This window comes from Ruegeria sp. CJ3 (assembly GCF_056536725.1).
In genome coordinates, this window is the sequence record NZ_JBQFQE010000002.1 from 35,302 (window position 1) to 54,765 (window position 19,464).

Consider the following 19,464-nt stretch of genomic DNA (forward strand, 5'->3'; position numbering starts at 1 on the left):
TCGAGATTGATGAAAAGGCGCTGCACCCAGGTGCAGCGCCTTTTTTGTTGGGCTTACAGGATGTCCGGCGTCACCCGGATCAGCGTTGGCCCCTCGGCCTCGAACGCGGCGCGCACGGCCTCTTGCATCTCATCCAGCGTCCCCGGCGCGGCGGACAAGGCCCCAAATGCCTCAGCCAGTTTGCAGAAATCCGGGTTGCGCGCGACGACGGCATTGGGCGCGATCTGACCGCGCACCATACTGTCCTCGATCTCTTTCAGCTTGCCGTTGTCCCACAGGATGATGGGCAGCGATAGACCAAGTTCCACAGCAACGCCAAGCTCTTGCATCGTGTAGTGGAACCCGTAATCCCCCGCGATCACCGCCGTGGGCTTACCCCGCCGCGCCACCGCTCCACCGATCCCGGCAGGCAGCGCGTAGCCCAGCGTGCCAAACCCGGTCGGGTGGTGCCAGTGATAGGGCACGGCCATGTCCCAGACCTCTTTGGCGACATAGGCGAATTGGGTCATGTCCGAATAGATCATCGTCTCGGCAGGCATCGCCGCGCGCAAGGCGTCGATCACCGGCATTATGCCCGGCCGTCCGGCATCCACCTCGGCCCGCCAACGCGCGCGGGCGGCGCTGACTTCGGCTTCGGACCAGCCGGTCGCAGGCTTCACGGTCTCAGCCGACGCCCACAGCGCATGGGCGAAGCTCTCACCATCGGCCTGCAGCTTGACCGCCGCGCGATGGCTGTCCGACAGGACCTCGGGGTCCAGATCGACGCGCACCATGTTGGCGGTGTGCCCCAAATCATGCCGCCAAAGATCGACCTCACCCAGTTCGGCCCCCACAACCACAACCAGATCAGCCGAGGCGATCACCTCAGCACTGCCCGGTCGCGGCAGCATGGACCCAAAATCCAGCGGATAGTCGGCCCCGACCAACCCGCGCCCGGCAAAGGTGGTGAAACAGGCCGCCCCCAACTGCGTCAGGATCTGCCGCCACAGGTTCGACCGGCACCCACCGCCCAGAATAAACAGGGGCCGCTGCGCGATATTCAACAGCGACAGAACCGAGGCCACGTCTGGCGGCAGCACCTTGTTCCGCAACGCGGGCTGGTTCGGGAAGGGCGCAGGGTCTGCGTCCCCTTCCAACTGCGCGATGGGCACCTGAATATGCTTGGGACGTGGACGCGACAGTTCGAATTCCTCGAACGCCCGTTCGATCAGCCCATAGGCGGCCTGCGCGTCCTGCGCCTGACAGGACCAGTCGGCCACCGTCTCAGCCGCGGCGCGCTGATCCTTCATCTGGTGCAGCTGTCCGCGCTGCGCCTGCACCTCGTCCAGACAGGATGACAGCACCAGCATCGGCACCGAATCCGAATAGGCCTGCCCCATCGGCGTCATGATATTGCACAGCCCCGGCCCGGTGATCACATAGGCCACACCCGGCTTGCCGGTGGCGCGGGCATATCCGTCGGCCATGAACCCCGCCCCCTGCTCGTGCCGGGCCAGAACATGGGTGATCCCGGCCTCTTCGATGCCCCGATACATCTCTTGGTTATGAACACCGGGAATGCCAAAGATCACGTCAACACCGCGATCCTTCAGCATATGAGATATCTGAGCCCCCAGAGGTCGCTTCATCACCCTCTCCAGAATTGACGTGTGAAGATTGCATAGACGGCCAACAGCTCAAGCCGACCGACCAGCATCCCGATGGTCAGCAGCCACTTGGCTCCATCATTCAGCCCGGCGAAATTACCCGCTGGCCCGATCTGATCCCCCAGCCCCGGCCCCACATTGGCCAGCGCCGTGGCCGCGCCCGAGACAGAGGTGATGAAATCCAACCCCGTCAGCGCCAGTGCCCAGGACAGAACGCCCATGGACAGCACAAAAAACATGAAGAAACTCATGACCGAGGTCAGAACGTCCCGACTGATCGCCCGCCCGTCATAGCGCGGCACGAATACCCCATGCGGCGACCGGATGCGCCGGATCTGGGTTTTGATCGAGGCAAACAGCAGTTGATAGCGGAAGATCTTGATCGAACACGCGGTCGACCCTGCGCAGCCTCCGATCAGGCCGATCAGGAAGAACAGCATGATCGGGAACGAGCCCCAGCCCATGTAATCGACACTGGCATAGCCGGTGCCCGAGATGATCGAGGTGATGTTGAACAGCGACTCGCGCACCGCCTGTTCCCAGTGATGCGGGAAGACCGAGGTCAGGAATATCGACATCACCAGAACCAGAACCGCAATGGTCGCCAGAAACGCCCGGATCTGGCTGTCTTTCCATAACGAGCTCGTCTGGCCATTGGCCAGCTGCACATAACGCACGAAGGGCAGCGCGGCCAGGATCATGAACACGGCGGCGGCATATTCCGCCGGACCCGAGAACGTCCCAAACGAGGCGTCGTAGTTCGAGAACCCTCCGGTCGAAATGGTGGTCAGCGCATGAACCACCGCATCGAAGAACCCCATCCCCAAACCGGCATAGACCAGCGCGCAGACGACGGTCAGAAACACGTAGATCAGCGAAATCTGCCCCGCGATCTCTTGCGCGCGGGGCAGGATTTTCCCCATGGTCTCAAAGCCTTCGGACCGGAAGATCTGCATGCCCCCCACTCGCAGTTCGGGCAGGAAGACCATGGCCACGACAATGATACCGATGCCGCCCAGCCACTGCAGCACCCCGCGCCACAGCAGCAGGCCATGCGGCAGGTCGTCGAGCCCCGAGATCACGGTTGAGCCGGTGGTGGTCAGGCCCGACATCGCCTCGAAATAGGCGTCGACAAAGCGCAACTCGGTCTCGCCGAACAGGAAGGGGATGGCCCCGAAGACCGGCAGGGCCACCCAGACGCCCGAGGTCAGCAAAAAGGTCTGACGGATGGTCAGACCTTCTCCAACCCCGTTGGAGCAACTCATCGCAAGAACACTGCCGGTCAGCAGCGTGATGACCGCGCTTTCAAAGAAAACGTGCCACTCGCCCCGGCCCTCGATCAGGTCGGCAAGCATCGGCAGCAGCATGGTCGCCCCAAGAATGGCGACCAGCAGGCCAATCACATATCCGACCGGGCGAAGATCCATCATGACGGGCAGCGTTGGCGCGCCAACCCGACAGTGTCAAGCAGATGATCCGCGTCAGGTGTCGGATTTTGCCGCAGCGGCCGGCATCGCAGGCGGTTTTGACGGCGCGCGCGTCCGGCGATTTGCGGGTTTGGGCGCTTCGGCACTGGTTGCGGCGACAGGCTTGGGCGCTGCCGTCTTGACCGGAGCGGGCTTGGCAGCAATCGGTTTTGCCGCCTCTGCAACGGGTGCAGCCTTGGGCGCGGCGGGTTTTGCGGCGGCAGGTTTGGCCGGTGCGGGTTTCGCAGCAGGCTTTGCGGCAGCAGTCTTCACTGGCGCAGGTTTCGCAGCAGGCTTAGCAGCTACCGGCTTGGCGGGCGCAGGTTTCGAGGCCGCCGCAGGTTTCGGCGCGCTCGGGGCCGCCTTGGTTTTGGCCGCAGCCGCCGATTTCACCGCCGCAACAGCCTTGGCAGCGGTCGAGACCGGCTTAACCGGTGCTTTGACGGGTGCCTTCGCCGGAGCAGCCTTAGCGGCAGGTTTCGCCGCAGGCGCGGTTTTGACCGCAACAGGTTTCGCCTTTGGCGCAGCCTTTGCCTTGGGGGCAGCGGGCTTGGCAACTGCTTTGGGCTTGGCAGCCTCGGCTTTCGGTTTGGCCACAACTTTCGGCTTGGCTGCAGGCTTCGCTTTGGCCGTAGGTTTGGCCGGAGCCGCCTTGCGCGGCGCAGGCGCAGGCGCCCCGGTTGTCTTCAGCCCCTGCAGCGGCGCCATCGGCAGTTCAAACGCCGCACGGGTCATGATCTGCATGATCTCCATCTGGCTGGCCATCGCGTAACCGGCCATTCGGATGGCCGCTGCCTGAAACTCAAGCGGTTGGGAAATCGGATTCATTGCATGTCTCTCCTGATAAAACCGATGCAGCGCGGAAAAGGCCCCCAGCCGCCCCGATCGCCGGGGGCGGTTCTGCAGGTTCGCGGTCCAAGGCTTGGCACGTCCCGGCTTCCTTTCGGGCTGCACACCGGACAAAACGGGCGCGCAGCAGCTGCATTCGGGCTCAGTCTAACGCGAATCTTGACGCAGCTGCAGCATTTCTTGCTGCATTGCGGCAATAAAGCGCCAACCGGCTATTTTTGATTGATTTTACAGCATCTTCCGTACGGTCAATTAGCCTACATGAAACAGGGTCGTGAACAACCTGGGGTCCAGGCTGGCGGAATCGAAGGTGGGGCCTTCGGTCAGAATCGACACAGCATCATGGCTGTGCAGGCTTTCCTGATGGCTGGCGATCACACGGAAATCACCGACGTGATGATCGGCCTGCAATTCGGCACAGAACAGACGCGCAGCATCTTCGACAAAGATCGGGTTGGCTGCGTTCAGTTCGGCAAAGGCCTGTTCATCCTCGCGTTTGACCATCACCTGAGTCTCGGTCGGCACAGCGCGACGGCACAGTGCGATCAGATCCTCGAACCACAGGCAATCGGCGTTGCAATCGACCACCACGGAAATCCGCGCCACCGAACGCTGCGAATGCGGCGTCGCCAACTGCCCACGGGTCGCACGCGCATGTTCGCTCAACTCCAGCGAACAGGGGCAGGTCGAGGAGTAGACATAATCCAGATGCATGATCTTCAGACGCTCGCCGCCCCGCTCGACGAGCTCCAGCGCGATGTCGTAATACTGATAGCCCGACAGGCCCGAACGCAGGCTCTCAACCCGGTCGGGATAGGAAAACCGCATCTGAATACGCGCATCCAGACTGTCCAGATCGGACATATAATCGTTCAGCGCGGCCTCCATCACCTCGAAACTAAAGGTCCGCTCGGCATGTTTGTAAAACGACCGCATGATCCGGGACATATTGATGCCCTTCTTTTCAGCCTCAAGGCTGACGGACCCGGTCACCGAGGTCTCAAGCGCCAGATCCTCTCCGCCCTTGCGGTGGAACCGGATCGGCAAGCGGAAGTTCGAGATGCCAACATGCTGTATCTGCTGTTTCGCACCGCGGATCAGGCTGGACGGGCCGTTCTGAAGATCGGGCAGCGTGGCCTTGTACGCCGCATCCGCCTCAAAACCCTCGGGGTACTCGCGCGACAGGGCCGGATAATTCGATGCCATCAGCCCGGGCACAAGCTGCGCCACCGCCGGATCAAGCTGGCTGATTTCCGCAGCTGACGCGGTTTTCGCCCACTCACGCAGAAGCTTTAGCGCAGCGGCGGCCTGATCGTGATCGGGTGTGTCGTCAATATCGCGCGGATGAATGTTCATAGGCACGGGTCCCTTTCTAGGCCGACGAACTATATACGACCGGGGTTTATTTACCAGTACGGAACGATACGCGCGGGATAGCATCCCGGATCGAAATTAGAGGCGGGAAACCGTCACTTTTCAACCGAAAACGCCCAATCAGGCGGTTCCATGCCGCCTGACCGCACGTCACAACCCTGCGCTTAGCCCTGTGAGGCCGCCAGCGCGCGTTCGATATCCGCCAGCAGATCGCCCGCATCCTCAAGCCCCACCGACAGGCGGATCAGGCCCGGTGTGATGCCCAGTTCATCGCGTTGATCCTCGCTCAGGCGCTGGTGCGTGGTGGTGGCCGGGTGCGTCGCAATCGACTTGGCATCGCCCAGATTGTTCGAAATCACCGGGATCGTCAGCGCATTCAGGAACGCAAAGGCCGCCGCCTTGCCGCCCTTGATATCCAGCGACAGAACCGTGCCGCCCTTGCCACCCAGCTGCTCCTGCACCAGTGCATTCTGAGCATGGGTTTTCAGACCGGGATAGAGCGTGCGCTCCAACGCGGTATGCCCTTCCAGCGCCTCGGCAATCTTCTGCGCGCTCTCGGCCTGCGCATTGACGCGCAGCGCCATGGTTTCCAGCCCCTTTACCATGATCCAGGCGCTGAACGGGCTCAGCGCGCCGCCCGTGTGCTTCATATAGGGCTCAACCGTGCCGCGAATGAACTCCTTGGTGCCGATGATCACACCGCCCAGCGCGCGCCCCTGCCCGTCGATATGCTTGGTGGCCGAATACACCACCACATCCGCACCCTGTTCGATCGCGCGCGAGAAGACGGGGGTCGAGAATACGTTGTCCACGATCACAACCGCACCGACCGCATGGGCCAGTTCAGAAACCGAAGCGATATCAATCACCTCAAGCGTCGGGTTCGACATAGATTCGAAGAATACCGCCTTGGTGTCGGGCCGGATCGCGGCCTTCCACGCATCCAGATCAGTGCCGTCGACAAAGGTCACCTCAACCCCATAGCGGGTCAGGATATTCTCAAGGATATAAAGACAAGACCCGAACAGCGCTTTGGCTGAAACAACATGGTCTCCCGCCTTCAGCATCGAGGTCAGCGCGCCGTTCACAGCCGCCATCCCAGAGGCCGTGGCAAAGGCATCCTCGCCCCCTTCCAACGCAGCAATGCGTTGTTCAAACATCGACACGGTGGGGTTGCCATAACGGGCATAGATGAACTCATCCGGGCCGGTCTCGATGAACCGTGCCTCGGCCTGCTCGGCATTGTCGTAAACGAAGCCCTGCGTCAGAAAGATCGCCTCGCTGACCTCGTTATATTGACTGCGACGAATACCGCCATGGACGGCTTGGGTACGCTTATTCCAGCTCTCGCTCATGTCATTCCTTTCAGCCCCTCAGGGCAAACAAAAAACCCCAGACGCGGCCAAGCGAAAGGGGTCTTTCATCCTGACCTTTTAGCGGTGTTGTTTAGCGTGGCCCGCAATCCGGTAACAAATCGCCACGTGGCGCCGAAGCGTTTACGCCCCGCCCCGACCATCGTCAAGCCCGGCGGCGCATTGGTCACGGTTTCGTAACACGGCTGCGCGCCCTCTTGCCGAATGGCCCTAAACCCTCATGATCACACCAACCGCAGGAGGCCCCATGATTGATCTCTATTTCTGGCCCACGCCGAATGGCTGGAAGGCATCCATCGCTCTGGAAGAGCTGGACCTGCCCTATACCACCCACCTGATCAACATCGGCAAAGGCGATCAGTTCGACCCCGAGTTTCTGAAAATCTCGCCCAACAACCGCATGCCCGCCATCGTCGACCCGGATGGCCCCGATGGCGCGCCGGTGTCCGTGTTCGAAAGCGGCGCGATCCTGATGTACCTGGCCCGCAAGACCGGACGGCTCTATGGCGAGACGGAACGCGACCGCATCGCCGTCGAGGAATGGCTGATGTGGCAAATGGGCGGCGTTGGCCCGATGGCCGGTCAGGCACATCACTTCCTGAAATACGCCCCTCAACTAGACCCGCCCCAGCACCTGCCCTACGCTCAGGACCGCTATCGCACCGAGGTCGGACGCCTGTATGGCGTGCTGGATCGCAGACTGGCCGACAACGAATACGTCGCGGGCGATTTCTATTCCATCGCCGACATCTCGATCTGGGGCTGGGCCAGCCTTTGGGAAGGCCAGCAACAGGTGCTTGAGGACAAGCCCCACTTTACCCGTTGGCTCGAGATGATGAGCGCCCGCCCCGCGGTACAGGCAGGCCGCGCGCTGCATGCCGACCTGCGCAACGATCACCGGGACAAGCAATCGCAGGGGGTCTTGTTCAAGCGGTGAATGGCAATCGCAGCATGTCGGATCAGGGCCTTGCGCCAAGTATCAAACCGTTAACGCAGTTGCCGATCATCTTTGCCGATAGGCATCAGACCAATGATAGTTTTGCAATTCCGCCAACGATCTGAATATCAGCTCGTTGCCGGGATTGGTAACCGCAACCTGAACATCAGCCCCCCAGAATCGAAGTCGTTCCTGACAAACTCCGCAAGGGCTGAGAAACCTGAATGGGGCCTGTTCGTTTTCCCTGAAGATGCACAGGCTATGCGTGACCGGTAGGTTCTGCTTGTGCGCTTCAAGAAACCCACCAAGCTCCATGCAGGCTGACACAACGTCCAGGTCGGTGTCAGGGGCAACACTGGTCACAACCTCGCCAGACGTCAACCGAACCGAGGCCGCGCCACCCCAACCTTTGGGATAGCGATGCTTGATAAGGCTGACGGCAGCCTCGTACATCTGAGGTCCAATCGTCATCTCGCACCCACCTGTCGATCTCGATAACAGGATTTATGTCTCTTTTTAGGCTCAGGTAAAGCTCTGCCATGCAACCAACCAGCCCAAAACAAACGTCAAATGACTTCACAAATGGCCACCCAAGACACTCCGGGTCGTAATTCCCACTGGAAACACCTAACTCCCTTGACTAAGGAAGAATTCGAACATCGCAGAAGGAAAACGCACGCAATGGCAAAAATCACATATGTCGAGCATGGCGGTACCGAGCACACGGTCGAGGTCGCCAACGGACTGACCGTCATGGAAGGGGCCCGCGACAACAACATCCCCGGCATCGAAGCCGATTGCGGCGGTGCCTGCGCCTGCTCGACCTGCCATGTCTACCTCCACCCCGACTGGGTCGAAAAGGTTCCGGCCAAGGACGACATGGAAGAGGATATGCTGGATTTCGCCTACCAGCCCGACCCGGTACGATCGCGGCTGACCTGCCAGATCAAGATCACCGACGCGCTGGACGGCCTGATCGTGCAAATGCCGGAAAAACAAATCTGATGCACTCCAAAGCGCCGCGCCCGCCCATCCGCCTATGGCAACGCCGGGCCCGCGGCGCGCTTCTGGCCTTGTGCATGTGGCTGGCCGGACAAGTCCCTGCTTCCGCCGCCGAAACCATCACCTCTGCCCGATATACCGAGCCCACCTCACGCTATGCCCATGGTGTGCTGGGCGACGATATCGAATATGGTGCACTGGAAATCACTGTTGAAAACACCGACCCCACGGAACGGTCGAACGACCAGACGGTGCTAACGATCCGATTGCCACAAGACCGGGTGTTCGAGGACCTCGCCCCCCGATTGTCAGACGTTGATCTCGATGGAACAAACGAGGTCATCGTCGTCGAATCTCAGAACAACACCGGAGCGCAACTCGCCATCTACAACGCACGCGGCGAAAAGATAGCGGCAACACCTCATATTGGCACGCGCAACCGCTGGCTCGCCCCTGCAGGGATTTGGGATTTGGACAATGACGGCCAAATCGAAATCGCCTATGTGGATCGCCCACACCTGGCCAAAACCCTGCGTATCTGGCGCTACTCAGACGGCAACCTGACCGAAATCGCAACCCTTCCCGGCCTGACCAATCACCGTATCGGAGATGCCTTTATCGCTGGCGGGTTACGCTACTGCGCAACAGGTCCCGAACTTATCCTCGCAAGTGCAGATTGGTCCCGCATCATCAGCGTTTCCTACAAAAATGGCTGGCAAACCACCGACCTCGGCCCGCTGCGCAACCGCAAAGACCTGACCTCAGCCCCAAACTGCTGATCCACCCTTCATCTGGCCACAAATATCCCGGGGAGCGCGAGGGGCAGCGCCCCTCGTCCCGCAGACAAAGCCGGGCGCAGCCCGACAATCAGATCACAGCGCCCGCCAGCCGATATCCCGACGATAGAACCCCTCGGGCCAATCAACCCCATCGACCATTGCATAGGCCCGGTCCCGCGCTTCCTGCAAGCTCTGCCCCCGGGCAGTCACATTCAGAACCCGACCACCTGACGCCACAATCTGCCCATCCGCCGCTTTGGTCCCCGCGTGAAATACCATATTGCTGCTGTCCTCGGGCAGATCCGCCAGACCACCAATGGCCGAGCCCTTCTCATAAGCCCCCGGATATCCTTTCGCCGCCATCACCACCGTAATCGCATGATCGTCCGCCCAGTTCACGCGCGTCTCGCCCAGCCGCCCTTCGGCAGCGGCATGCATCAGGTCCATCGCCTGCGCGCCCAGCCGCATCATCAGCACCTGACACTCGGGATCGCCGAACCGGACGTTGTATTCCACCAGCCGAGGCTGCCCGTCCTTGATCATCAGGCCCGCATACAGCACCCCCTGAAACGGCATCCCGCGGCGCTTCATCTCGGCCATGGTCGGGCGCACGATTTCGTCCATCGCGCGCGCCTCGACCTCGGCGCTCAGCACCGGCGCCGGAGAATAGGCCCCCATGCCTCCCGTATTCAGCCCGGTATCGCCCTCGCCCACACGCTTATGATCCTGCGCGGTGCCAATCGACAGTACCTCTTCGCCATCGCAGAGCACGAACAAGGATGCCTCCTCGCCCTCCATGAACTCCTCGATCACCACCTCAGCCCCGGCACCGCCGAAAGCACCACCGAACATATCGTCAATCGCGTCCAGCGCCGTCTGCTCGTCCATTGCAACGATCACCCCCTTGCCCGCAGCCAGCCCATCGGCCTTCACGACAATCGGAGCCCCCTGCGCCCGGATATACGCCTTTGCCGGTTCGGCCTCAGTAAACCGTGCATAGGCCGCCGTGGGCGCACCGGCAGCATCGCAAATCTCCTTGGTAAAACTCTTCGACGCCTCCAACTGCGCGGCCGCTGCCGAAGGGCCAAAGACCAGCACCGCGGCCTCGCGCAAACGATCTGCAACCCCTGCCGCCAAAGGTGCTTCGGGACCCACGATCACGAAATCAATCGCGTTTTCCTCGGCAAAGCTGACCACAGCGCCGCCATTCTCGATATCCAGCGCCGCGCATTCAGCAATCTGCGCAATCCCGGCATTGCCCGGTGCCACGATCAGACGGTCGCATTTGGGGTTCTGCATCACCGTCCAGGCCAGGCTGTGTTCACGCCCACCGCTGCCGAGAATAAGGATGTTCATGAAAGCTCTCCGATCTGCTTGGCCTCGCCTTGCGCGCGTTCTAAGCTGCGCCAGCAAATGACACAAGGCGCTGAAATGTCCGACCTGCTTGACGACCCCATTCCCGGCCAAAACACCCCCGAATACACCGTCTCGGACATCTCGGGTGAGGTGAAGCGCACGCTGGAAGGCAGCTTTGGCCGCATTCGCGTGCGCGGCGAGGTCGGGCGGGTGTTCAAGGCGCGCTCGGGTCATCTCTATTATGACATCAAAGACGACCGGAATGTGCTGGCCTGCACCACATGGAAGGGCCAGATCTCGGGCCTGTCCGTGGTCCCCGAAGAGGGGCTTGAGGTCGTCGTCACCGGTCGGCTAACCGCATTCGGCGCGCAGTCCAAGTACAACCTGAATGTCGATGAGGTCGCCGTCGCCGGACAAGGCGCGCTGATGGCGTTGCTGGAAAAACGCAAGAAACAGCTCGAATCCGAAGGTCTGTTCGCGCCCGAGCGCAAGAAACCCCTGCCCTATCTGCCGCAGATCATCGGCGTGGTTACTTCACCTTCGGGCGCGGTGATCCGCGATATTCTCCACCGCCTGCGCGACCGGTTCCCGCGCAAGGTGCTGATCTGGCCGGTCGCCGTGCAAGGCGCAAACTGCGCCCCCGAAGTTACCCGCGCCATCGAAGGCTTCAATCAGCTCACCCCGGGCGGGGCCCTGCCGCGCCCAGACCTGATCATCGTCGCCCGCGGCGGCGGCTCGATCGAGGACCTCTGGGGCTTCAACGAAGAAACCGTCGCTCGCGCCGCTGCCGCCTCGGACATCCCGCTGATCTCAGCCGTGGGGCACGAGACCGATACCACGCTGATCGACCACGTCTCGGACCGCCGCGCGCCGACACCCACCGCCGCCGCTGAATTGGCGGTTCCCGTCCGTATGGAACTGCTGGCCTGGACCGGTGAGCAAGGCGCGCGCCTTTCGCGGGCCGCCACCGACGCCGTACAGCGCCGCAGCCAGCGCCTGCGCGACCTGTCCCGCGCCCTGCCGCGCCCCGATACGCTGTTGGACAGCCCTCGCCAACGGCTCGATCAGGTGGCCGAACGCCTGCCCAACGCCCTGATCCGGGGCGTCCAGACCCGTCGCGTCAAACTGCTGGACAGCTCGGCCCATCTGCGCCCCTCGGCCCTGCGCGGCCTGGTCGAAACCCGCCGCGACCGCTGGCGCAACCTGTCCTCACGCCTGTCGCTGCGCCCCATCCAGCGCGAGCTGCTAACCCGCCGCGACACGCTGAGCCGCCTGACCGAGCGTCTGAACACCGCCCAGACCACCCGTCTGGATCGCCTGCACCAACAGCTCGAGGCCACCGACCGCCTGCGCGAAACCCTCAGCTACAAGGCGACGCTCGATCGCGGCTATGCCGTCATCCGCGCCAACGATCAGGTTCTGACCCGCAAGGCCGAGGCCGAGAAACACAGTACCTTCGAGATCGAATTCGCCGACGGCACCCTCAGCACCGCCCCCGGCAGCCCGGCCAAACCCAAACGCACCCCCAAGCCCCCCGCACCGGATCAGGGGTCGCTGTTCTGATCCATGCTGACGATCTGGGGGCGCAAAACATCTTCCAACGTAAAGGCGCTGATGTGGTGCGTCGGCGAACTGGGCCTGACCTATCGGCGCCATGATGCCGGCCACCGGTTCGGCGGGCTGGACAGCGCCGAATTCGCGGCGCTGAACCCGAACCGAACCATCCCGGTTCTACAGGACGGCACTGCGGCCCCGATCTGGGAAACCGGGGCCATCCTGCGTTACCTCGCCGCCCGATACGGAGATGCCCAGTTCTGGCCCCCGGACCCGATGCAGCGCGCCGCGGTCGACAAATGGGCCGAATGGGCCAAGATCAACGCGGCGATGGCGTTCACCGTGCCGGTCTTCTGGCGCGTTGTCCGCACAGCCGCACCCCAGCGGGACACCGCCGCCATCACTCAGGCCGTCGCCGATCTGGAACTGAAACTGAAGATCGCCGACCACCAGCTGTCGCAGACCGCCTACCTCGCCGGATCGACCTTCACGTTGGCCGATATTCAGCTGGGCCATATCCTATATCGCTACTACGACATCGAGATTCGGCGCGCCGCGCTACCGAACCTGCAGCAATATTATCGAAACCTCACCGAACGGCCCGCATTCCGAGACCACGTGATGATCGGATACGACGAATTGCGCGTTCACTGAACTCAGACCCCGACCTCCGGCCCATAACAAACCATCTCCGCATCAACTTCCCCGGCCTCATAAAGCTCGGTAGCGGTCTGACCATCTTCGCGCTGCGCGGTCAGCCGCCCCCCGGATTCGGTGAAAACCCAGCATTGCGGATCGGCCCGCCCCTCATAGGCAAAACAGATCTGCCCCTCATGCGGGTACCAGATGCCTTGCAGACAATCGCCGTCCAGATAAGACCAGATAACGCGCCTGCCGGGCAGATACCTCTCGGCCCCATAGACCTGCCCGCCAAACCCGAAAAACAACGTCTTGCCCCGAGTATGGGCCTCGAACTCGGCCCCTGACATAGGCGACTGCGCCGCGACAGAAGGCGCAGTCAGAGCCAGCAGAATCATCCACATCCTGACCATGCCCACAGTCTGCCAGATGCCGCCCCAACGCGCCATTCACCCTTTCGCGGGCGGCTCCCCCGACGTCACATCTTGCCCGGTCCACGTAAACATGCGGACATGCGGCAAAAATCGGGGACAGACCATGCCGACATTCCTGCTCTGGGCCGCCGCCGTCCTGGCGCTGGCCTACCTGCCGCTGACCGCCCGCCCGGCCAGCCCCCTGCGCACCGGGCTAAAAACCGCCTCGGTCGCGCTGCTGGCCCTGATCGCTACGCTCACCAACGCGCCGGGGCTGCTGATCGCCGCCCTCACCCTTTGCGCCATCGGCGACGCACTACTGTCGCGCGAGACCGAGGCCACCTTCATGGCCGGCATCGCCGCCTTCGCCGCCGGACATCTGGCCTATATCGCCCTGTTCCTGACCCATCCCACCAGCGACCCCGGCCTGATCCTGACCCAACCCGCGATCTTCTGGTCCCTGCTGATCCTCGGCATCGTCATGGCCACCCTGCTCGGCCCCCGCGCCGGAGACCTCAAAGTCCCCGTGCTGGCCTATATCCCGATCATCCTCGGCATGGGCGTCACCGTTTTGGCCCTTCCCGATACAGGCTCCCTCCGCTGGGCCCTGCCCGCGGCCTTGGCCTTCATCGCCTCAGACCTGATCCTCGCGACCGAGAAGTTCCTGCTGCCCGCCAGCCACCCCGCCCTGCGGTTGACCCCCTATCTGGTCTGGCCGCTCTATTGGGGCGCACAGGCCGGGTTCCTGATCGCCTTCACCTGACCCTTTGCAACTGCCACCAATCCGCATTAGGTGAAGGGACCACCTGCGGAGACCAAAAATGGCATTTTTCTCAAAGCTCAAGGACAAGCTGTTCAAATCCTCCTCGCGCCTCGAACAGGGGCTGGACGCGATTGTCGAGGATGGCGGCGAGGAAACCACACCCGATCCGGTCATCCCTCAGCCCGAACCTGAACCGCAACCGGTCCCCGAGGTTCCCGCGCCAGCACCAGTACCGCAACCAACAGAACCCCCTGCGCCCACTCCGGCTGATCCGACACCCGCAGCACCTCCGCCTGAAGTACCAGACTCCAAGGGCCTGCTGAGCCGTCTGTTCAAACGCACCGATACCCGAACCGTTGTGCGCCGCACCCTTGACGACGATATGCTGGAACAGCTCGAAGAGCTTCTGATCGCCTCTGACATGGGCGTCGACACCGCCCTGCGCGTCACCGCCAACATGGCCGAGGGGCGCCTGGGCCGTAAACTCTCCACTCAGGAAATCAAGCAACTGCTGGCGCAGGAAGTCGCCCGCGTGATGGAGCCGGTGGCCAAACCCATGCCCCTCTACCCCAAACGCCCGCAGGTCGTGCTGGTCGTGGGCGTCAACGGCTCCGGCAAAACCACCACCATCGGCAAGCTTGCCAGCCAGTTCAAAGCCGCTGGCAAAAAGGTCGTCATCGCCGCCGGAGACACCTTCCGCGCCGCCGCCGTCGAACAGCTGCAAGTCTGGGGCGACCGCGCGGGCGTACCGGTGCTCACCGCCCCCGAAGGCTCCGACCCCGCCAGCCTCGCCTTTGACGCCCTGACCAAAGCGCAGAACGATGGCGCAGACCTCTTGATGATCGACACCGCAGGCCGCCTGCAAAACCGCGCCGACCTGATGGAGGAGCTGGCCAAGATCGTCCGCGTCATCCGCAAGGTCGATGATACCGCTCCGCACAACACCCTGCTGGTGCTGGACGCCACCACCGGCCAGAACGCCCTCAGCCAGGTCGAAACCTTCCGCAAGCTGGCCGATGTCTCGGGCCTCGTGATGACCAAGCTCGACGGCACAGCCAAAGGCGGCGTGCTGGTGGCACTGGCCGACAAGTTCGGCCTGCCGATCCACGCCATCGGCGTCGGCGAACAAATCGACGACCTCGCCCCGTTCGACCCCGAAGATTTCGCCGCCGCCCTGACGGGCCTGCAATCCTGATCCAGACCTTCATCTGGCCAGAAATATCCTCGGGGGGTGTGGGGGGCAGACAGCCCCCCACGCTCTCCACCCAGACAAAGGCCCGCAGTTGAGCACCTGGCTGATCTCCCTCGAAGGCACCGAAGCCGGCCATCACCTCGCCCTCGGCCTCGCACTGATGGCCGCCTTCCTGCACGCCGCTTTCGGAGCGCTGCAAAAGGGCCGCCACGACCCGTGGATGTCGCGCGGCGCAATTGACGCCTGCTATTGCCTGATGGCCATGCCCTTCGCGCTGTTCGTGGCGCCATGGCCCGAACCCTATATGTGGCCCATCTTCGCCGTCGTCTGGCTCATCCATATCGGCTACAAAGTGCTGCAGGCCGCCGCATATACCAAAGGCTCGTACACGGTCGTCTACCCGGTCGTCCGCGGCACCGGCCCGCTTTTCACCGTGATCGGAGCCTACCTGCTGTTTCAGGAAACCTTCACGGCCATCCAATGGCTCGGCGTTGCCACTCTGATGGCGGGCATCTTCGGACTTGCCGCCTACAATCTGCGCTATCTCGAAACCAACCGCGAGACGTTGGGCATCGCCCTAGGGCTGGCGCTGGCCACGGGCCTGTTCGTGGCGCTCTATACCACCTATGACGCCTACGGCATCCGCGCCACCGCCGACCCGTTCACCTTCCTTGCGTGGTTTTTCATGATCGACGGCGCGGCCTTACCGTTCTATGCCGCGCTCAGATACCGCGCCATGATCCACCGCCCCGCGCTTGGGCCGCTGATGCTGCGCGGGCTGGCGGGCGGCATCATCGCGCCACTGTCCTTCGGCTCAATCATGCTCGCCACGCGCCTCGACAAAGTGGGCGAGGCCGCGATCCTGCGCGAAACCTCCACCGTCTTCGCCGCACTCATCGGCTGGCTTGTGCTGAAGGAAACCGTCGGCCCAAGGCGCGTCGCGCTCATGGCATTGATTGCACTCGGCGCCGTAATAGTTGAAATGGGCGGGTAAGCAGCAGGTCGGAATCATGGCAGAGAAAAAAGACATCAACCCTTTCCTCAAACAGGTGCTGGAACTCGGGCCTCCGCTCGCCTTCTTCTTCATCTACCTGCGCCTGCGTGATGACAATTTCGTGATCGGCGGCACCGAATATTCGGGCTTCATCGTCGCCACGATCCTGTTCGTACCCCTGATGCTGGCCGCCATGGGCATCCTGTGGTTCCTCACGGGCAAGCTCAGCCGGATGCAGATCTTCACCGCCTTCATGGTGATCTTCTTCGGCGGCCTCACCGCCTGGTTCAATGACGAGCGGTTCTTCAAGATGAAAACCACGCTGGTCTACGGCTTCTTCTCGGCCATCCTCGGCATCGGTCTTTTGCAGGGGAAATCCTATCTGGCCTACGTCCTGGACGAGATGCTGCCCATGCGCGACGAGGGCTGGATGATCCTGACCCGACGCCTTTGCGCCTGCTTCGCGGTGCTGGCGGTGGCCAATGAACTGGTCTGGCGCACGCTGTCGACCGACCTCTGGGTCAAGATCGAAACCTTCGGATTTCCCATCGCGCTGATGGCCTTCCTGATGCTGCAATTCAGCATGTTGCAACGCTACATGGACGACCCCGACCAGCAATAGCGGCGGGCCGGGGCGGCTGAAATATCCGATGAAATTGCTTGGCTTAACGCCAAAGCTGTGGAAAGCTGGGTCACCACCCACACCACTCAGCCGGAGAAACCAGCCCGAATGATGGCCTTTCCCAACAGCGGATTCCTCTCCGAGGCATCGCCGGAACTGCGCGCCATGCTGGCCGCGCAGGCGTCCGAGGTCACGCTGGACCGGGGCGATATCCTGTTCGAACAGGGCGACCCGGGCGAGGCGCTCTATGCCATCCTCTCGGGCACGCTCGAGGTGTCCTTTCTGGCCATGAGCGGGCGCAAGCTGTCGCTCAGACTGATGCGCCCCGGCGAGGTGTTTGGCGAGATCGCGCTGTTCGACAGCGGCCCCCGCACCGCAACCATCACCGCGGCGGAACCCGCAAGCGTGCTGAAAGTGCGGCACAAGGATGTGATGGACCAGATCCGCCAGCATCCCGATCTGGCGGTCGACCTGATCCGGCTGGCCGGGCTGCGGATGCGCTGGATGGGCGATCAACTGAACGAGCAGGTGTTTCTGCCAATGCCGATCCGGCTGGCCCGCAAGCTGCTGCATCTGGCCGGTCAGCAGGACACGCCATCCGCCCGCATCACCCTATCGCAAAGCGAACTGGCCGAATTCGTCGGCGCCACGCGCGAGGCGGTGTCGAAAACCATCTCGACCTGGAAACGGAACAATGTGGTCGAAGCCTCTCGTGGGGGGCTGCAGATTCACGATTTCGACGCGCTGCGACAACTGGCCGAATCCGATTTAATCTAAATTTTCGGCACAGATGTGATCCGCTTCACATACGCCAACCTAAGATTGCCCTAACGTCAATCCTGTTACCGTAGGAGGTCGGTTTTATCATCCCCGATATCTGTCCACCGACCTCTCCCTGTACGAAAGCCATATGCCTTCCCGGGCATATGGCTTTTTCCTTTTCCAGCCCGAAAAAGAAAAAGGCCGGGACGCTGATCCCGGCCTTTGTTCCTTATCGGCGTCCTCTATTCGAGGCTCAGCGCGACAAATCTGGGCTCACCGCCCCGGCGCACCAGTAACAGCAGCGACTTGCGCCCCGCCTCGCGCGCCTCATCCATCCGCGCCTCAAGGTCTGAAATCGAGGTCACCTTCTGCTGCCCCGCCTCGGTGATCAGATCACCGGCGCGCAGGCCTTTCTCAAAGGCTTCCGACGCTTCATCCACATTGGTCACCAACAGCCCTTCGGCATCGGCGTCCAGCCCCAGTTCCTCGCGCTGGCTGTCGCCCAGCGGCGCAATGGTCAGGCCCAGAATATCCTTGTCCTCTTCGACCGGCGCTTCGGCCTCGGGCTCTCCGCCCTCTTCGGCGCGCTCGGCATCCTCGCGGCGGCCCAGCGTCACCAGCACGGTCTGCGTACCGCCATCGCGATGCACCACGACGCGCACCGATTTGCCCACGGTGGTCTCTCCGACCTGCCGCACCAGCCCGCGCGTATCCTCGACCTCGACCCCGTCAAAGCTGATGATCACGTCACCGGCCAGCAGACCGGCCTCTTTCGCGGGGCCGTCCGGCACGTCGCTGATCAACGCTCCGCCGGGTTTTTCCAGCCCCATCGCCTCGGCCATGTCTTCGGTCACGTCCTGAATACGCACACCCAGCCAGCCGCGGCGGGTCTCACCGAACTCGCGCAGCTGATCGACCACCTTGATCACCACATTCGACGCCATCGAGAACCCGATGCCGATCGAGCCACCATTGGGCGACAGAATCGCGGTGTTCACCCCGATCACCTCGCCATTCATGTTGAACAGCGGCCCGCCCGAGTTGCCCCGGTTAATCGCTGCATCTGTCTGGATATAATCGTCATAAGACCCGCTCAGCGCCCGATTCCGGGCCGAGACGATCCCGGCGGAAACCGAGAACCCCTGCCCCAGCGGGTTGCCCATCGCAATCACCCAATCGCCGACGCGCATGGTGTCGCTGTTGCCGAATTTCACGTATTGCAGCGGCCCTTCGGCCTCGACCTTCAGCAGCGCGATGTCGGTCTTTTCGTCGGTGCCGATCACCTTGGCCACCAATTCCTTGACCGGCTGCCCGTCGCCCGGGAAGAACTCGATCAGGATCTCGTCAGCTTCGGCAATAACGTGATTGTTGGTGACGATGAACCCGTCCTCGGAGATCACGAACCCCGATCCCAGCGCATTGCTGCGGCGCGGGCGGTTTTCGCCATCGCCGCCGTTGCGGTCCTGAAATTCACGGAAAAAATCCTCGAACGGAGAGCCCTCGGGCACGATCCCCTGCGGACCGGTCTGGCCCTCGATCAGGGTCGATGTGGTGATGTTCACCACCGCCGGGCTAATCTGCTCGGCCAGCGGCGCAAGGCTTTCACGCGCCTGCGCGGCCACGGTCTGCGCCAGCACCAGCAGCATTCCCACCAAGGCCAGCCACATCAGCCGCACCATTCCACCAACCTCGTCCCGCCGGACGGACACAACGCGCGCTTTCGCCTGCACTTGGGGTTCTCCT

The 19,464-nt window shown here is 62.4% G+C and carries 19 protein-coding genes and 1 riboswitch; of the genes, 10 read left to right on the top strand and 9 right to left on the bottom strand.

Features of this window, described 5'->3' with window-relative positions; all coding sequences use genetic code 11:
* Positions 1-53: 53 nt before the first annotated feature.
* The 5 genes from ACR0J1_RS03275 to metZ form a co-directional block, all read right to left on the bottom strand.
* A complete protein-coding gene (locus ACR0J1_RS03275; protein ID WP_480730473.1) occupies positions 54-1,628 on the bottom strand; it encodes a thiamine pyrophosphate-binding protein in 1,575 nt (524 codons plus the stop codon).
* Positions 1,628-3,076: a TrkH family potassium uptake protein gene (locus ACR0J1_RS03280; protein WP_480730474.1), complete on the bottom strand. Its 1,449-nt coding sequence runs from the start codon at positions 3,074-3,076 to the stop codon at positions 1,628-1,630. The genes ACR0J1_RS03275 and ACR0J1_RS03280 overlap by 1 nt, the downstream gene beginning before the upstream one ends.
* Before the next feature lie 51 nt (positions 3,077-3,127).
* Positions 3,128-3,940, bottom strand: a complete 813-nt coding sequence (locus tag ACR0J1_RS03285; RefSeq protein WP_480730476.1) for a hypothetical protein — start codon at positions 3,938-3,940, stop codon at positions 3,128-3,130.
* 273 nt (positions 3,941-4,213) lie between these two features.
* Complete coding sequence (gene folE2, locus ACR0J1_RS03290; RefSeq protein WP_480730477.1) at positions 4,214-5,317, bottom strand: GTP cyclohydrolase FolE2; 1,104 nt, start codon at positions 5,315-5,317, stop codon at positions 4,214-4,216.
* A 182-nt stretch (positions 5,318-5,499) separates the two neighbouring features.
* Complete coding sequence (gene metZ / locus ACR0J1_RS03295; RefSeq protein ID WP_480730478.1) at positions 5,500-6,690, bottom strand: O-succinylhomoserine sulfhydrylase; 1,191 nt, start codon at positions 6,688-6,690, stop codon at positions 5,500-5,502.
* A 58-nt stretch (positions 6,691-6,748) separates the two neighbouring features.
* Positions 6,749-6,826: riboswitch (SAM riboswitch) on the bottom strand.
* Between the two features lie 129 nt (positions 6,827-6,955).
* Between metZ and ACR0J1_RS03300 the strand changes: the two genes are divergently transcribed.
* Complete coding sequence (locus tag ACR0J1_RS03300) at positions 6,956-7,645, top strand: glutathione S-transferase N-terminal domain-containing protein (protein WP_480730480.1); 690 nt, start codon at positions 6,956-6,958, stop codon at positions 7,643-7,645.
* Positions 7,646-7,711: 66 nt separating this feature from the next.
* Here ACR0J1_RS03300 and ACR0J1_RS03305 read toward each other — a convergent pair whose 3' ends face one another.
* A complete protein-coding gene (locus ACR0J1_RS03305; protein ID WP_480730481.1) occupies positions 7,712-8,116 on the bottom strand; it encodes a cytidine deaminase in 405 nt (134 codons plus the stop codon).
* Between the two features lie 210 nt (positions 8,117-8,326).
* Between ACR0J1_RS03305 and ACR0J1_RS03310 the strand changes: the two genes are divergently transcribed.
* Both ACR0J1_RS03310 and ACR0J1_RS03315 read left to right on the top strand, forming a co-directional pair.
* Positions 8,327-8,650, top strand: a complete 324-nt coding sequence (locus ACR0J1_RS03310; protein WP_480730482.1) for a 2Fe-2S iron-sulfur cluster-binding protein — start codon at positions 8,327-8,329, stop codon at positions 8,648-8,650.
* Complete coding sequence (locus tag ACR0J1_RS03315) at positions 8,650-9,426, top strand: FG-GAP repeat domain-containing protein (protein WP_480730484.1); 777 nt, start codon at positions 8,650-8,652, stop codon at positions 9,424-9,426. The genes ACR0J1_RS03310 and ACR0J1_RS03315 overlap by 1 nt, the downstream gene beginning before the upstream one ends.
* A gap of 93 nt (positions 9,427-9,519) precedes the next feature.
* Here ACR0J1_RS03315 and purD read toward each other — a convergent pair whose 3' ends face one another.
* Positions 9,520-10,782, bottom strand: coding sequence for a phosphoribosylamine--glycine ligase (gene purD, locus ACR0J1_RS03320; RefSeq protein WP_480730485.1), 1,263 nt, complete (start codon positions 10,780-10,782; stop codon positions 9,520-9,522).
* A gap of 75 nt (positions 10,783-10,857) precedes the next feature.
* Between purD and xseA the strand changes: the two genes are divergently transcribed.
* Complete coding sequence (gene xseA / locus ACR0J1_RS03325) at positions 10,858-12,345, top strand: exodeoxyribonuclease VII large subunit (RefSeq protein ID WP_480730487.1); 1,488 nt, start codon at positions 10,858-10,860, stop codon at positions 12,343-12,345.
* A 3-nt stretch (positions 12,346-12,348) separates the two neighbouring features.
* Complete coding sequence (locus ACR0J1_RS03330) at positions 12,349-12,990, top strand: glutathione S-transferase family protein (protein ID WP_480730489.1); 642 nt, start codon at positions 12,349-12,351, stop codon at positions 12,988-12,990.
* A 2-nt stretch (positions 12,991-12,992) separates the two neighbouring features.
* Here the strand turns inward: ACR0J1_RS03330 and ACR0J1_RS03335 are convergent, their stop codons facing one another.
* A complete protein-coding gene (locus ACR0J1_RS03335) occupies positions 12,993-13,424 on the bottom strand; it encodes a hypothetical protein (RefSeq protein WP_480730491.1) in 432 nt (143 codons plus the stop codon).
* Positions 13,425-13,512: 88 nt separating this feature from the next.
* On the opposite strand from ACR0J1_RS03335, the gene ACR0J1_RS03340 reads away from it, so the two are divergent.
* The 5 genes from ACR0J1_RS03340 (at position 13,513) to ACR0J1_RS03360 (ending at position 17,736) form a co-directional block, all read left to right on the top strand.
* Complete coding sequence (locus tag ACR0J1_RS03340) at positions 13,513-14,151, top strand: lysoplasmalogenase (RefSeq protein ID WP_480730493.1); 639 nt, start codon at positions 13,513-13,515, stop codon at positions 14,149-14,151.
* 58 nt (positions 14,152-14,209) lie between these two features.
* On the top strand, positions 14,210-15,346 hold the full coding sequence (ftsY, locus tag ACR0J1_RS03345; protein ID WP_480730494.1) for a signal recognition particle-docking protein FtsY: 1,137 nt from the start codon (positions 14,210-14,212) through the stop codon (positions 15,344-15,346).
* 88 nt (positions 15,347-15,434) lie between these two features.
* A complete protein-coding gene (locus ACR0J1_RS03350; protein WP_480730496.1) occupies positions 15,435-16,337 on the top strand; it encodes an EamA family transporter in 903 nt (300 codons plus the stop codon).
* A gap of 16 nt (positions 16,338-16,353) precedes the next feature.
* A complete protein-coding gene (locus ACR0J1_RS03355; protein WP_480730498.1) occupies positions 16,354-16,959 on the top strand; it encodes an inner membrane-spanning protein YciB in 606 nt (201 codons plus the stop codon).
* 108 nt (positions 16,960-17,067) lie between these two features.
* On the top strand, positions 17,068-17,736 hold the full coding sequence (locus ACR0J1_RS03360) for a Crp/Fnr family transcriptional regulator (protein WP_480529450.1): 669 nt from the start codon (positions 17,068-17,070) through the stop codon (positions 17,734-17,736).
* 227 nt (positions 17,737-17,963) lie between these two features.
* On the opposite strand, the gene ACR0J1_RS03365 is transcribed toward ACR0J1_RS03360, so the two are convergent.
* A complete protein-coding gene (locus tag ACR0J1_RS03365; RefSeq protein WP_480731303.1) occupies positions 17,964-19,400 on the bottom strand; it encodes a Do family serine endopeptidase in 1,437 nt (478 codons plus the stop codon).
* Positions 19,401-19,464: the final 64 nt, after the last annotated feature.

What these genes read in the sequence shown, in the direction of transcription:
- ACR0J1_RS03305 (WP_480730481.1), bottom strand. Translation starts at nt 8,116, where the DNA reads ATGACGATTGGACCTCAGATGTACGAGGCTGCCGTCAGCCTTATCAAG.
- ACR0J1_RS03355 (WP_480730498.1), top strand. Translation starts at nt 16,354, where the DNA reads ATGGCAGAGAAAAAAGACATCAACCCTTTCCTCAAACAGGTGCTGGAA.
- ACR0J1_RS03360 (WP_480529450.1), top strand. Translation starts at nt 17,068, where the DNA reads ATGATGGCCTTTCCCAACAGCGGATTCCTCTCCGAGGCATCGCCGGAA.
- ACR0J1_RS03310 (WP_480730482.1), top strand. Translation starts at nt 8,327, where the DNA reads ATGGCAAAAATCACATATGTCGAGCATGGCGGTACCGAGCACACGGTC.
- ACR0J1_RS03365 (WP_480731303.1), bottom strand. Translation starts at nt 19,400, where the DNA reads ATGGTGCGGCTGATGTGGCTGGCCTTGGTGGGAATGCTGCTGGTGCTG.
- ACR0J1_RS03340 (WP_480730493.1), top strand. Translation starts at nt 13,513, where the DNA reads ATGCCGACATTCCTGCTCTGGGCCGCCGCCGTCCTGGCGCTGGCCTAC.
- ACR0J1_RS03315 (WP_480730484.1), top strand. Translation starts at nt 8,650, where the DNA reads ATGCACTCCAAAGCGCCGCGCCCGCCCATCCGCCTATGGCAACGCCGG.
- metZ (WP_480730478.1), bottom strand. Translation starts at nt 6,690, where the DNA reads ATGAGCGAGAGCTGGAATAAGCGTACCCAAGCCGTCCATGGCGGTATT.
- xseA (WP_480730487.1), top strand. Translation starts at nt 10,858, where the DNA reads ATGTCCGACCTGCTTGACGACCCCATTCCCGGCCAAAACACCCCCGAA.
- purD (WP_480730485.1), bottom strand. Translation starts at nt 10,782, where the DNA reads ATGAACATCCTTATTCTCGGCAGCGGTGGGCGTGAACACAGCCTGGCC.
- folE2 (WP_480730477.1), bottom strand. Translation starts at nt 5,317, where the DNA reads ATGAACATTCATCCGCGCGATATTGACGACACACCCGATCACGATCAG.
- ACR0J1_RS03300 (WP_480730480.1), top strand. Translation starts at nt 6,956, where the DNA reads ATGATTGATCTCTATTTCTGGCCCACGCCGAATGGCTGGAAGGCATCC.
- ftsY (WP_480730494.1), top strand. Translation starts at nt 14,210, where the DNA reads ATGGCATTTTTCTCAAAGCTCAAGGACAAGCTGTTCAAATCCTCCTCG.
- ACR0J1_RS03285 (WP_480730476.1), bottom strand. Translation starts at nt 3,940, where the DNA reads ATGAATCCGATTTCCCAACCGCTTGAGTTTCAGGCAGCGGCCATCCGA.
- ACR0J1_RS03275 (WP_480730473.1), bottom strand. Translation starts at nt 1,628, where the DNA reads ATGAAGCGACCTCTGGGGGCTCAGATATCTCATATGCTGAAGGATCGC.
- ACR0J1_RS03330 (WP_480730489.1), top strand. Translation starts at nt 12,349, where the DNA reads ATGCTGACGATCTGGGGGCGCAAAACATCTTCCAACGTAAAGGCGCTG.
- ACR0J1_RS03335 (WP_480730491.1), bottom strand. Translation starts at nt 13,424, where the DNA reads ATGGCGCGTTGGGGCGGCATCTGGCAGACTGTGGGCATGGTCAGGATG.
- ACR0J1_RS03280 (WP_480730474.1), bottom strand. Translation starts at nt 3,076, where the DNA reads ATGATGGATCTTCGCCCGGTCGGATATGTGATTGGCCTGCTGGTCGCC.